The 13,170-nt window shown below is 41.3% G+C and carries 9 protein-coding genes and 1 tRNA gene; 9 read left to right on the top strand and 1 reads right to left on the bottom strand.

Translation table 11 applies throughout. The annotated features are described in order from the left end of the window. The first annotated feature begins 510 nt into the window (after nucleotides 1-510). The 5 genes from V7K67_RS04950 to V7K67_RS04930 all read left to right on the top strand — a co-directional run bounded on the left by V7K67_RS04950 (nucleotide 511) and on the right by V7K67_RS04930 (nucleotide 6,528). On the top strand, nucleotides 511-2,133 hold the full coding sequence (locus V7K67_RS04950; RefSeq protein WP_334729426.1) for a serine/threonine protein kinase: 1,623 nt from the start codon (nucleotides 511-513) through the stop codon (nucleotides 2,131-2,133). A gap of 104 nt (nucleotides 2,134-2,237) precedes the next feature. Next, the gene (locus V7K67_RS04945; RefSeq protein ID WP_334729427.1) at nucleotides 2,238-3,761 is read left to right on the top strand and encodes a serine/threonine protein kinase; all 1,524 of its coding nucleotides are present in this window, start codon (nucleotides 2,238-2,240) and stop codon (nucleotides 3,759-3,761) included. 110 nt (nucleotides 3,762-3,871) lie between these two features. After that, a tRNA-Asp gene (locus tag V7K67_RS04940) sits at nucleotides 3,872-3,945 on the top strand. A 315-nt stretch (nucleotides 3,946-4,260) separates the two neighbouring features. Beyond that, entirely contained in the window at nucleotides 4,261-5,706 is a 1,446-nt protein-coding gene (gene gltX, locus V7K67_RS04935; protein ID WP_334729428.1) for a glutamate--tRNA ligase, read from the top strand. 327 nt (nucleotides 5,707-6,033) lie between these two features. After that, nucleotides 6,034-6,528 (top strand): hypothetical protein, encoded by a 495-nt coding sequence (locus tag V7K67_RS04930; RefSeq protein ID WP_334711829.1) that lies wholly within the window; start codon nucleotides 6,034-6,036, stop codon nucleotides 6,526-6,528. Here the strand turns inward: V7K67_RS04930 and V7K67_RS04925 are convergent. Further along, nucleotides 6,521-6,760: a hypothetical protein gene (locus V7K67_RS04925; protein ID WP_334729430.1), complete on the bottom strand. Its 240-nt coding sequence runs from the start codon at nucleotides 6,758-6,760 to the stop codon at nucleotides 6,521-6,523. The genes V7K67_RS04930 and V7K67_RS04925 overlap by 8 nt on opposite strands. A 315-nt stretch (nucleotides 6,761-7,075) precedes the next feature. Here V7K67_RS04925 and ftsH2 point away from each other — a divergent pair, with 315 nt between their 5' ends. From ftsH2 to V7K67_RS04905, 4 genes are all read left to right on the top strand, one after another. After that, complete coding sequence (gene ftsH2 / locus V7K67_RS04920) at nucleotides 7,076-8,962, top strand: ATP-dependent zinc metalloprotease FtsH2 (RefSeq protein ID WP_334711827.1); 1,887 nt, start codon at nucleotides 7,076-7,078, stop codon at nucleotides 8,960-8,962. A 132-nt stretch (nucleotides 8,963-9,094) separates the two neighbouring features. Next, the gene (locus tag V7K67_RS04915; protein ID WP_335165452.1) at nucleotides 9,095-10,609 is read left to right on the top strand and encodes a site-2 protease family protein; all 1,515 of its coding nucleotides are present in this window, start codon (nucleotides 9,095-9,097) and stop codon (nucleotides 10,607-10,609) included. 95 nt (nucleotides 10,610-10,704) lie between these two features. Then, entirely contained in the window at nucleotides 10,705-11,391 is a 687-nt protein-coding gene (locus tag V7K67_RS04910) for a tetratricopeptide repeat protein (RefSeq protein ID WP_335165450.1), read from the top strand. 219 nt (nucleotides 11,392-11,610) lie between these two features. Continuing rightward, a complete protein-coding gene (locus tag V7K67_RS04905) occupies nucleotides 11,611-13,101 on the top strand; it encodes a glutamine synthetase family protein (protein ID WP_334729432.1) in 1,491 nt (496 codons plus the stop codon). Nucleotides 13,102-13,170: the final 69 nt, after the last annotated feature.

Raw genomic sequence — 13,170 nt, 5'->3', positions numbered from 1 at the left:
TGCTTTTTTTCTGCTGATAACTATAAACAAAATTAATTATTCGTTTGTTCGCGTAAGATAAACGCGAACAATTTATTTTTGTCCAAAGTCCAATTACTCCCAAATCTTAACCTTTAACTGCACAGATATAATACAGCTTTGCATAAGTTGGTAACTTTTTTAAACGCAGAGGAACACAGAGGTACGCAGAGTTTTGCCAAAGTTAATTCGTTATGAATTAATGAAATGTTGTAATAATACTGTTATTTCTTTTTTCTGGTTATTTGTGTGTATCCACGGAATCTACTAGACAACTTTATCTACCCTGCTTGTAGTTTACGTGTAATTTCTCAACCGTAATCCTTAATAGATATGTTACACAATGTTTAGGAGATTTTGCAGAGAGCTTAAGCATATTTACAGCATATAATTAATTTTCTCAAAATGCGGATATTTTTTAGATTTCAATTTAATAATTAGCTAGACTTAATTAAAGTATTTTGCCAATAACATTTTTCATAAATGATTTTTATGCCAGAAAATAAAATTGAGAGTATGGTAGGGCAAAAAGCAGAATTAGACGATTATATTGGACAATTTTTAAACAATCGCTATCTAATCAGAGATTTGATTGGCAAAGGGGGGATGGGTAGAGTTTATCTAGCGGAAGATACTGCTAAAGGTGGTATGCCGATCGCAGTCAAAATCTTATCACTTAGTTTAGCGAATCAACAAATGTCTCAACGCTTTGCCAGAGAGATTTTTATTGGCGCTCAATTGGGTCGCAAAAGTAAACATATTGTTCGTATCTTAAGTTATGGCGTTACTGAAGATAAAACTCCATTTTATGTAATGGAATATCTTCAAGGAAAAAATCTCAAACAAATTCTTAAAATTCAGCCCTTAACAATCTCGAAGTTTTTAGAGATTTGTAATCAGATTTGTTTAGGTTTACAATGTGCCCACCAAGGCATCAGCCTGAAAGGAGAAATTTATCCTATTGTTCACAGAGATATTAAACCAGAAAATATATTTCTTGCTGAAGATAGTAAACGAGGAGAAATTGTTAAAATACTAGATTTCGGTATTGCTAAATTTCTCACAGAGCGAAGTGGAATGACCCTCACAGATTCTTTTATTGGCAGTTTGCCTTATTGTTCTCCAGAACACATGGAAGGGCGCAAACTGCTAGATGTCCGCTCTGATATTTATAGTTTGGGAGTATTAATGTTTGAGATGCTGACAGGGAAACATCCATTTCAAACAAAAAGTAACTCCTTTGGTACTTGGTATCAAGCCCATCGCTTTCAAATTCCACCGACAGTTACAGAAGTAAATCCGCAAGTCAAAATACCGGAAATATTAGAAAAGATATTGATGAGTTGTTTAGCAAAAGAAGTCAGCGATCGCCCTCAAAATATCAACCAAATATTAGAAGGTTTAGAAAAAGTTAATCTTCAGCTTAATAATGCTATTGCTAGCAATAGTACTGACATTATTAAAGTCTCATTTCCGGTTCAATTAGTACCTGCAACTTTACTATCAGAAAAAGAGTGTTTGCAGAAAAATTGGCCGAAGAATAAACCAATTGCGCCAATTGGGTTTCCGCATTTACTACATACCCTTCAAAGACCCATACCAACTTTTTGGGCAATGTTGCCTAAACAAGATATTACAAAGTTTTTGGATAACATACATGGCACAGAATTTATTAGTAAAATGAATGTATACCCGATGCTATTGTGGGTAACAGTACTATACGATGCCCAACCTTCTATGACTAAATGGCTACCTTATTTTCTGGATTTGAAAGATAATAAAGGTCAGAATATAGCACGTGGTTTAGCAGAAGTAGGCTACTATCATTTACTATTTTTTCCTCTAGAAGATCCAACACGTTGCTCTCATGTAACAACTTTAAACCTTACGGCTAAACAGCGGCAGCAACTTGTAGATTGGTTAAATATGAGTCAACAGTCAAATGAGCTAATTTTACCTAATCAAGCCAAAAATATTTTGAAAACAGAATATGAAAAGTTGAAGTTAGATATCTTACGCAAGTTAGCTGCACATGAAAAAGCTGAGAAAGAAGGCTTAAAAAATTGGATGGTTAAATTTTTGGAGATTTTTTTAAAACTTTTATCACGTCCTTGAAAGTTTACTATTACAATTCTTACTATGCTTGCTACAATTAGCTAATGATATTCTTATGTGTGTATTGCTAACTTTAAATAGACTCAACAGCAGAGGTGAATAAAGTGAATCAGAGCCCATTTACATCTCCAAGTAGTACGGGCTTGCTTGCCAATCGTTATCAACTTAAGCAATTAATTGGTAGTGGCGGTATGGGTGAAGTTTTTTTAGCCAATGATATTTTGCTAGGAGGCATACCCGTTGCTGTCAAATTTTTGACTAAAACTGTTGTCGATAGCAAGATGCAACAAGACTTTGCTCGTGAAGCTTTAATGAGTGCAGCTTTGAGTCAAAAAAGTATACATATAGTGCGGGCCTATGATTATGGTGTGAATGAGAAAGGAAAGCCATATTATGTCATGGAATATCTATCCGGCAAGAGCTTAAAGGATTTAATTCCGCTACCTCTACATATATTTTTGACTCTCTCTCGCCAGATTTGTTTGGGCTTACAATGCGCTCATCAAGGTATTAACATTGATGGCAAAATTTGCCCATTAGTTCATCGAGATATCAAGCCTGTCAATATATTAGTTATTCCCGATCCGATATTGGGTCAGTTAGTTAAAATTCTCGATTTTGGGATTGCTAGATTTTTAAATTATGCATCAACAGTCAGCACAAATAGGGGATTTAATGGCACTTTACCCTACTGTTCTCCAGAACAATTAGATGGAGAAAAATTAGATAGCCGCTCTGATATTTATAGTCTGGGTGTGATGATGTTTGAGATGCTCACAGGCAAAAAACCTTGGCAACCTGAAACTGATTATTTTGGCGCTTGGTATAAGGCACATCACTTTGAACAGCCAAAAACGATCGCAGAGGTTAAACCCACTCTGAAAATACCTCAAAAGCTGAATAATTTAATCATGGCTTGTCTGGCTAAAAAAGCAAGCGATCGCCCCCAAAATATCGCTCAAATTTTGCAAGTATTAAACAGTCTAGAATCATTAAATTGTCCCAGTGTACCTACAAATCTAGCCTCTAGTTCCATCTTGAACCGTCCTTTAAATTCTGCATTACCAATTGCAATAGAGCAAAGCTGTCGGCAACTTTTATGGCCTCAAAATAAACCAATTCAAGAAATTGTTTTTCCTCAGCTTCTAGACACCGCACAAGGATCGATGACAGCAGTATGGTTGATGTTGTCTCAACAAGAAATCAAAAATTATGCGCTTTCTACCCGTTACAGCCGATTTATCTTCATCACATCCCCTCACCCAATGCTGTTGTGGGTGACAGTACTCTACAATCGGCAATTGGCTCCTAAGTGGCTGCCATGCTACTTAGATATGCAAAACCCCCAAAATCTTAAAATGGTAAGTCTCCTGACTGAAAATGAACACTATCCTTTGATTTTCTTTACTCTGGAAGAACCACATTCCTGCACCCAGGTTCTCAGCAGTCGCATTGAGCCAACTCAGCAGCAATTGTTGAAAACCTGGGTGCAACAGAGTCATACTCTACCACCCACTTCTCAAGCCCAGTTGAGCAGACAGCTATTAAAGCAGCAGTATAAACAAATACAATCTCGGATATTGCAGCATTTGGAATCAGAGCCACAGGTTGCATTATCAAGGTTTTAACGAAAAATTCGCACCTTGGAGAGACAGCACAAAAATAATTTCTAATTCCCAACTCCAAAACGCTTGACAAGTAGAAAAAAAATAGTGATAATAGCAAAGTTGCCAAACAAGGGACTGTAGTTCAATTGGTTAGAGCACCGCCCTGTCACGGCGGAAGTTGCGGGTTCGAGCCCCGTCAGTCCCGTTCTAAATTTATGAAAAAAGTAAAGATTCAAAACCGTACTTCTCTAGGAGACTCTACCGCGAACGTCCTGCTGCACTAACGCCCCTTGTAGGTGAAAAAATCCTTGTATCGCAAGGTAGGTTGAAACGTTCCCCCTAGCGGGTAGCATATTTGCTTGTTCCCTGTTCCCTGTTCCCTGTCCCCTTTCATAAGTAGTGAATCACTGAAGTAAACTTCGGTGATTTTGAATTTTGAATTCCCCAAAGGCATTGACTCAGAATTCAGGATTTGAATATAAGCTACATTTATCATGCTTTGCGAAAGAGAGAATTAACTGTGACTGTTAGAGTCCGTATTGCGCCGAGTCCAACCGGAAATTTACATATTGGTACAGCTAGAACGGCTGTATTTAACTGGTTATTTGCCCGCCACCACGGTGGGAAATTTATCCTGCGAATAGAAGATACAGATTTAGAGCGATCGCGTCCCGAATACACCGACAATATTCTTGAAGGATTGCGCTGGCTAGGGCTGAACTGGGATGAAGGACCATTTTTTCAATCCCAACGCCTGGATCTTTATAAAGAAGCAGTGCAAAAACTGCTAGAGCAAGGATTAGCCTATCGCTGCTACACCACTTCCGAAGAACTAGAGGCTCTGAGAGAAGCCCAAAAAGCTAGAGGTGAAGCTCCTCGTTATGACAACCGTCACCGCAACCTCACCCCAGAACAACGCGCCGCCTTTGAAGCTGAAGGTCGCTCCTCTGTAATTCGCTTCAAAATCGAAGATGGGCGAGAAATTGTCTGGAATGACCTAGTAAGGGGAAAGATGTCTTGGCGAGGTAGCGATTTAGGTGGTGATATGGTCATCGCCCGCGCCTCAGAAGAGGGTAGCGGTCAACCTTTATACAACTTTGTCGTTGTCGTGGATGACATCGATATGCAAATCACCCATGTCATTCGGGGAGAAGACCACATCGCCAACACCGCCAAGCAAATTTTACTGTATGAAGCAATGGGTGCAAAAATCCCAGAGTTCTCCCACACACCGTTAATTTTGAACATGGAAGGGCGCAAGCTTTCTAAGCGAGATGGTGTCACTTCCATTTCTGACTTTCAGAAAATGGGCTTTACTGCTGAAGGCTTGGTAAATTACATGACATTACTGGGTTGGTCGCCACCAGATTCGACGCAAGAAATATTTACCTTAGAAACAGCAGCGAAAGAATTTGGCTTTGAGCGCGTCAATAAAGCAGGTGCAAAGTTTGACTGGGATAAGCTGGATTGGTTGAACAGTCAGTATATCCACAATACGCCAGTAGATAAACTCACAGATTTACTCATCCCCTATTGGCAAGCGGCTGGGTATAAATTTGATGGTGGAAGAGAACGCCCCTGGTTAGAACAGCTAGTAACTTTAATTAGTCAGAGTTTGACTCGCCTGGTAGATGCAGTAGCTCAAAGCCAACTGTTTTTTAGCGATACAGTTGAATTTAGCGAGGAAGGTAGTACGCAACTGAAGCAAGAAGGCTCGGCGGCTGTTCTGGAAGCGATTGTCACAGCTTTAGAAAATCAGCCGCAATTGTCAGAAGCCGCTGCCCAGGAGATTATTAAACAAGTGGTGAAAGAACAAAAAGTCAAAAAAGGCTTAGTAATGCGATCGCTCCGAGCAGCCTTAACTGGAGATGTTCATGGACCTGACTTAATCCAATCTTGGTTACTACTAAATCAGATTGGTTTAGATAAGCCGCGCTTGAGTCGGGCAATCACAGAAGTTAATTAGCGATTACTTCCGAATTTTAGAGATATTTCAGATTTTAGGGGCGCACATTTGTGGGTCCCTATCCATAAGGCAACACGTTTGGGTTAAGGAATTTATCCGTTGAGACAGGCAGGGGGAGCAGGGGATGCAGGGGTGGGAGAAAAAAGCTTATCTGAACCGTATTGATCCATAAGGTAGAGCAACTATGGGAACAAGAAATCATTGACTAATTACTAATGAATTCTTCTCAATTTCACATCTAAAATAGTTAGTCAATTCTCCTCATGTTGGGAACTTGGTATGTAAAATTCATGTCTTCAAAAACACTTAGAAGCGAACGTAATTACAATGCCGACAAAAGCGCTCAATAGAGGGATAAGATTATCATTCATGATAGTTACGCTCTTCATCACCTCGACAGTTAATGCTGTGACTGATGCTCAAGAAGCGCCAACAATATTTGGAGATGTCACCATTGGCCCTCAGTTTTCCCCAGACCCTTTGACAGTTCGCGGGATGAGTGGTGGTTCAATATCGGGGAGTCAAATAGGTGGGAGAAGCGAAACAGCCACCGGCCCTTGTACCGGATTTGTTGATGAAACACCAGACCACACATTAGTGCTAACAAGTAAATTTGACTACCTAAAGCTGCAAGTTCAAAGTCCTGAAGATACCACCATAATTATCAAGGGCCCCGGTGGTACTTGGTGCAATGACGATTTTGATGGCAAAAATGCTGGCATTGTTGGTGAATGGCTACCTGGAACTTACCAAATTTGGGTTGGCTCCTACGAAAAAGGCAAGTATCTTCCTTACACTCTCAAAATTACAGAAGTTAAGTAGGGAATTGGGAATGGGGCATTGGGCATTGGGCATTGGGCATTGTTTCTTCTCCCTTATCTCCCAATACTGTTCGGTTAAGGCAAGAGACGCGATAAATCGCCGTCTCTACAATAATAATCAGTTCTTCGTCTTGACGGCGATTTATCGCGTCTTTGTGATCTAGAATTTTCATCATTGCCTTATCTCCCCCTGCTCCTGCTTCCTCATCCCCCTCATTTCCCCTACTCCCCACTCCCTACTCCCCCAGAATGATGATTGAGAAAGACTTGAACCGACACGAGGAGCATTCTGGAGAAATTATCCGTGTCTTTGCATCCCGTTACGCTTCCTTTTATCGTGCGATTTTGTATTAAAATTAAGTTAACTTTGATTAAGATTCTTGTTGGCAGTGTCATAATGCCCTTGTTGCTTTATGACACTGCATATAAGAGATCAAATTAAACAAAATGGATTTATAAACATCCGTTTAACAGCTTAAAGTAACAGAGTAATGAACATTCTGTTACTAGAGCTAATGATTTGTATAGGCATCTAGAGGCAAATTAAGATGAAATTCTCTTGGAAAGTCGTAGCACTCTGGACATTACCGGCTCTGGTAATTGGCTTTTTCTTCTGGCAAGGGGCCTTTGCAGGCGCTCCTGCTGACATGAATAGGAATACAGCCAATACTCGTATGACTTATGGTCGCTTTCTAGAATACTTGGATGGCGATCGCGTCACCAGCGTGGATCTTTACGAAGGCGGTAGGACAGCAATTATAGAAGCCCGCGATCCAGACATCGAAAATCGTGTCCAAAGGTGGCGTGTGGATTTGCCTATTAACGCTCCTGAGTTAATTAGCAAGCTTAAAGAAAAAGCCATTAGTTTCGATGCTCACCCCATGCGGAATGATGGCGCAATTTGGGGATTGTTGGGTAATCTCGTCTTTCCAGTTTTATTGATTACCGGACTGTTCTTTTTGTTCCGGCGTTCTAGCAACCTCCCCGGCGGGCCAGGTCAAGCGATGAACTTCGGCAAATCCAAAGCGCGTTTCCAAATGGAGGCGAAAACTGGAGTCAAGTTTGACGACGTAGCCGGCATCGAAGAAGCTAAGGAAGAACTACAAGAAGTTGTCACTTTCCTCAAGCAGCCAGAAAGATTTACCGCTGTAGGCGCACGGATTCCCAAGGGAGTGCTGTTAGTTGGGCCTCCTGGAACTGGTAAAACTTTACTAGCAAAAGCGATCGCAGGCGAAGCAGGTGTACCTTTCTTCAGCATTTCTGGTTCGGAATTTGTGGAAATGTTCGTTGGTGTGGGTGCATCCCGCGTCCGCGACTTGTTCAAGAAAGCTAAAGATAACGCCCCTTGCATCATCTTCATCGATGAAATCGACGCTGTGGGTAGACAACGGGGTGCTGGTATCGGTGGCGGTAACGACGAGAGAGAACAAACCCTCAACCAATTGCTTACCGAAATGGACGGGTTTGAAGGTAACACAGGCATCATTATTATTGCTGCTACCAACCGTCCCGACGTACTAGACTCAGCCTTGTTGCGTCCCGGTCGCTTTGACCGCCAAGTAACAGTCGATGCACCTGATATCAAAGGGCGTTTGGAAATCTTGCAAGTCCATGCGCGGAATAAGAAACTAGACCCTAGCGTATCTTTAGATGCGATCGCTCGCCGCACTCCTGGATTTACTGGTGCTGACTTAGCCAACTTACTCAACGAAGCAGCAATTCTCACTGCGAGAAGACGCAAAGAAGCCATCACCCTCCGCGAAATTGATGATGCAGTGGATCGGGTAGTCGCTGGGATGGAAGGCACTCCTTTGGTGGATAGTAAGAGCAAGCGCTTAATTGCCTACCACGAAATTGGACACGCTTTAGTGGGGACTTTGTTAAAAGACCATGACCCAGTACAGAAAGTTACCCTGATTCCACGAGGACAAGCACAGGGTTTAACTTGGTTTACACCCAACGAAGAACAGGGGTTAATTTCCCGTTCTCAGTTGAAAGCCAGAATTACTGGTGCTTTGGGTGGTCGCGCCGCTGAAGAGGTGATATTTGGCGCTGCGGAAGTCACCACTGGCGCTGGTGGAGACTTGCAGCAGTTATCGGGAATGGCCCGGCAGATGGTGACTCGTTTCGGGATGTCCGACTTAGGGCCACTGTCGTTAGAAAGCCAGCAGGGAGAAGTATTCTTGGGTCGTGACTGGACAACCCGATCTGAGTATTCTGAATCCATCGCTTCCCGCATTGATGGACAAGTGCGAGCGATCGTGGAAGAATGCTACGAAAATGCCAAGAAGATTATCCGTGACCATCGTACTGTGAGCGATCGCTTAGTCGATCTGCTGATCGAAAAGGAAACCATTGACGGCGAAGAATTCCGCCAGATTGTGGCTGAATACGCTGAAGTCCCTGAAAAGCAACAGTACGTACCGCAGCTGTAACCACTGTTCTAAAATCACTGAAATGGGTATGGTCAAAAGGCTATACCCATTTCTATTTTAGGTATTTGCAATCCTAAGCTATTTTATTTAGTATCAGGGAATACTAAGCATAGTTAAAAATTTTATATTGCTATGCAATACCTAATCTACCCGATCGCAATTTACGTTCTACTGATTGTTATTCGCTCTCTCATTCTCTTTTTACTACTTTGCAAATCTCAGATTCAATATCCCAAGTACCAGATTACAAAGGCTGATACAGTTCCTATCTATTTAAAAGATTTATTTCAAACTCCCATTAAAGAACTAGAGCAATTCGGCTTTCTTCCATGCAGCTATTTGCAATATCAACCAATCACCAAAGTTTATCAGCAAACAAATTGGGAACTTCTTTTATATAACAAAGCACTCAAAAGCTATGCCACAGTAGTTATTCGTCGTTTAGTCGAACGTGTGAATTTATTTGATATAGAGTTTTATACCTTTTTTAAGGATAGAACTTTATTGCTGACTGTCAACGGCAAACAGCATGGACTTATAGGTGAGTTTCCTAACACTATTGTTCAGGATGTTTATACCAGCGAAGTATCAGTACAATGGCAGACTCATCAAGATCATCTCAAACAATTAACTACCAGCAAAACAGCTTGTGGTTTATCACCAGAGTCTTTTGCACAAGCACTACAGATACAGATGAGGGGCTATGTTAGTAACTTAGTCAAGACGGGAAAAATATCATCAATTAAGGGAACAGAGTTATTTCAGATACATTGGTTAACAGTCCTGAGATCGCTTAACCCAATGATGCAGGGTAACAAGAAAGCAGCAAATATCATCAAGCAACGCAGACAACAAGCCAAAACTGATTCCAGCATTTTACAAGAAATCCCTATAGAACTGGAAGTAGAGGGATTTAAACAAATGGAATATACCCAAACTGGTCTGGTGGGTAAAAAATTTCGCACTTGGCTTTTGTTGGGTAGTCTAGGGTTGTTTATCGCCAGTTATACAAGCTTTCTTACTCCACAAAGTGTGGTGATTTTCATCGCTGTACTGTTTTTCCATGAAAGCGGACATTTATTGGCGATGAAACTGTTTGGCTATCGTGATACCTCTGTTTTATTCGTACCGTTTTTAGGCGCTTTAGCAACTGCCCGTAAAGATGATGCCACACTCACCCAAAAATTTTGGATATCTTTAGCAGGGCCATTACCAGGGTTAATTTTGGGGATTGGGTTGGCGATCCTTGCACCTTTGGGTAGTGCTTATCCTGATTGGGTACACAAAACAAGCTGGACGCTGATATCTCTAAATTTGTTCAATCTCCTCCCGGTTTATCCTCTAGATGGAGGACAAATTGCTGATTTATTGCTGTTTTCTCGTTTCCCTTACATTGGTGTTTTATTTAAGGTCTTTGGTGTGATTATCTTAGGATTACTAGGAAAAGATAGACCAATGATGTTATTATTTGCGATGTTGATAGCTATGGGCATCCCTAATAGCTTTCGCAGCGCTAAAATTAATCAGAAATTTCAAAAAGAACTGCGACTAAATCCACCCATAGATCAGGATAATCTTCTGCATTTCATATTCAAATATCTGAAGCAACTCGGATATGGAAACTTGCCTTTCAAAGATACACCTTAGTAAAGGGATTGATTCAACAGCAGTACGAATCCCGTAGTAAATGGAAAACTAGAGTTTTTCTATTAGTTATATACTGTGTAAGCTTGTTAGGAGGAATGGTAGGTATTTTGCAAGCTATGGCTCCTAGCTGGGTAAAATTATTAACTTATTACTCTCAAAATCCTCAGCAAAGACTTGAGCAGATCAGAAAAAATAGACAACAACAAATTGAGCTTACAACTGCTGCTTTGCGTAAAAATCCCAATGATGTCGATGCTTATATAAAGCGATCGCGGGCGCGTTTGGGACTGCGTGACTATAAAGGCGCACTAGCAGATTATGACCAAATTGTGCGCTTAAAACCTCACGATATTGAATTTCGGATGACTCGTGCCAACTTTCGTAAGAGATTAAAAGATTATAAAGGCGCGATTCAAGATTATAACGAGATTTTGCGCCTTAACCCCAAAAATGTCAGTGGTGTCTATTACCAGCGAGCGCAAGTTCTTAATCTTCTGGAAGACTATAAAGGAGCGATCGCTGATTACAACGAAATTATTAAATTGAATGCCAAAGATACCTACGCTTATATCTCTCGTGGATATGCTCGTCAAAAACTCCAAGATTACAAAGGTGCTATCGCAGATGCTAACTATGTAATTCAGCTAAATCCTAAAGAAGCAGAAGCATATATATTGCGTAGCCAAATTCGTCGTCGTTTGGGAGATACTCAAGGAGCGATCGCAGATGAACAAACTGGAAATACTCTTTTTAAAGCTATGGATGAGGAAGATGCTAGTTGATAAAAACCAACACAACAGATTTTGATATTACAAATAGAAATGGGGTATTAGGCATTGATTTGGGAATCAATTTTGAATGACGACGAATTACGATAGCCAGAGGGGTTATGGTGCAGCAATGCACAGGCTGTTAACGCAAATACGCAATGGCGAATCTTGGCAGAAATAGCTAATTTCAAACTAACCGCACAAGCCGTTGAACATGATTAGGCAATCTAAATGAAAAGACCTGGATTTATTGAGCGTCATCACCTGTGGACAGAAAGCCAAAAAGAAGCATCTGAAAAAATCAAGGCTGTCGTCAAAGAACGAGATATACTGTTGATTCGTACCGCTTGGTCAGACCAGCATGGCATTGTTCGCAGCAAGTCGCTCTTACCCCAGGCATTTTTAAGCGCCTTAGAAAACGGTATGCAAATCAGCACAGGGACATTCCTGTTTGATACTGGTGGTGCAATAGTATTTAACCCCTTCGTTCCAGGCGGTAGTTTAGATATGTCTCAGATGACAGGTGCGCCAAATCTTGTGGCTGTTCCTGACCCTCATACCTTCAAAATTGTGCCTTGGGCAAAACGCACTGGCTTTATCCTCTGTGACGAGTACTTTCAAAATGGTCAGTCAATGCCCTTTTCCAGTCGCGGTATTTTGCGCCAATCATTGACAGAGTTACATCAAAGAGGGTTGGAGCATATTGTCGGCTTAGAAGTTGAGTGGTATCTGGCAAAGTTGTCAGATCCGATGTTAGCGATCGCTGATGTTGGTACTTCTGGAAAACCTGGTGAACCTGCCAAAGTTAGCGCTGTAGAGCATAGCTTCCAATACCTTTTAGAATCCCACAATCCAGAGATTCACGACTTGCTGCGCGTTCTGGCAGAAAACTTAGTTGAAATGGGATTGCCTTTAAGGAGTGTAGAAAACGAAGGAGGTGCCGGTCAATTTGAATTTACCTTTGACCCGATTCCGGCATTGCAATCTGCGGATACAATGATGATATTCCGAATGGCGACTAAGCAAATCTGCCGTCAACAAGGTTACATCGCATCATTTATGTGTCGTCCAGGATTGCAAGGTTGTTCTTCTAATGGCTGGCATTTGCACCAATCCCTTGTAGACCTAACCACAGGTGAGAACGCGCTCATGTCTGCAAACTCCAAAACCCTAATGTCAGATTTAGGCAAACATTTCGTTGGTGGTCTTCTCAAACATGCCAATGCGGCTTCTGTATTCACAACCCCGACAATTAACGGCTACAAAAGATTTAGGCCTTATTCCCTAGCCCCTGACCGAGCCGGATGGGGATTGGAAAACCGAGGGGCAATGATTAGATTACAAGGCGGTTATGATGACCCCACCACCCACATTGAAAACCGAGTTGGAGAACCAGCAGCCAATCCCTATCTATATATGGCATCGCAATTGATTTCTGGGTTAGATGGTGTAGATCAGAAAGTTGACCCTGGCTCCCCAACAGAGTCACCTTACACTACAGAAAGTCTGACCTTACCCAAAAGTTTGCTAGAAGCGATTTCATATTTGAGCCAAAGCGAACTTTTTTCTCAAAAAATGGGGCAGCAGTTTATAAACTTCATCATTAAGATGAAACAGAGTGAAATTAATCGCTTTTTGCAGTCCGTCACAGATCAGCCACCAGAAGACTATTTAAAGCAGGTGACTAACTGGGAGCAAAGAGAATATTTTGAATTATTTTGAGTTGAGTTTGGTTTAAACCCGTCTATTAATCTGCCACTAGTACAGAATACCCAATTGAATTCTGACCGG

Origin of the sequence: Nostoc sp. (assembly GCF_036917155.1) — a bacterium.
Taxonomy (GTDB): domain Bacteria; phylum Cyanobacteriota; class Cyanobacteriia; order Cyanobacteriales; family Nostocaceae; genus Nostoc.
This window is presented reverse-complemented; position numbering and strand designations above follow the sequence as displayed.

What these genes read in the sequence shown, in the direction of transcription:
- V7K67_RS04950 (WP_334729426.1), top strand. Translation starts at nt 511, where the DNA reads ATGCCAGAAAATAAAATTGAGAGTATGGTAGGGCAAAAAGCAGAATTA.
- V7K67_RS04930 (WP_334711829.1), top strand. Translation starts at nt 6,034, where the DNA reads ATGCCGACAAAAGCGCTCAATAGAGGGATAAGATTATCATTCATGATA.
- ftsH2 (WP_334711827.1), top strand. Translation starts at nt 7,076, where the DNA reads ATGAAATTCTCTTGGAAAGTCGTAGCACTCTGGACATTACCGGCTCTG.
- V7K67_RS04915 (WP_335165452.1), top strand. Translation starts at nt 9,095, where the DNA reads ATGCAATACCTAATCTACCCGATCGCAATTTACGTTCTACTGATTGTT.
- V7K67_RS04910 (WP_335165450.1), top strand. Translation starts at nt 10,705, where the DNA reads ATGGTAGGTATTTTGCAAGCTATGGCTCCTAGCTGGGTAAAATTATTA.
- V7K67_RS04905 (WP_334729432.1), top strand. Translation starts at nt 11,611, where the DNA reads ATGAAAAGACCTGGATTTATTGAGCGTCATCACCTGTGGACAGAAAGC.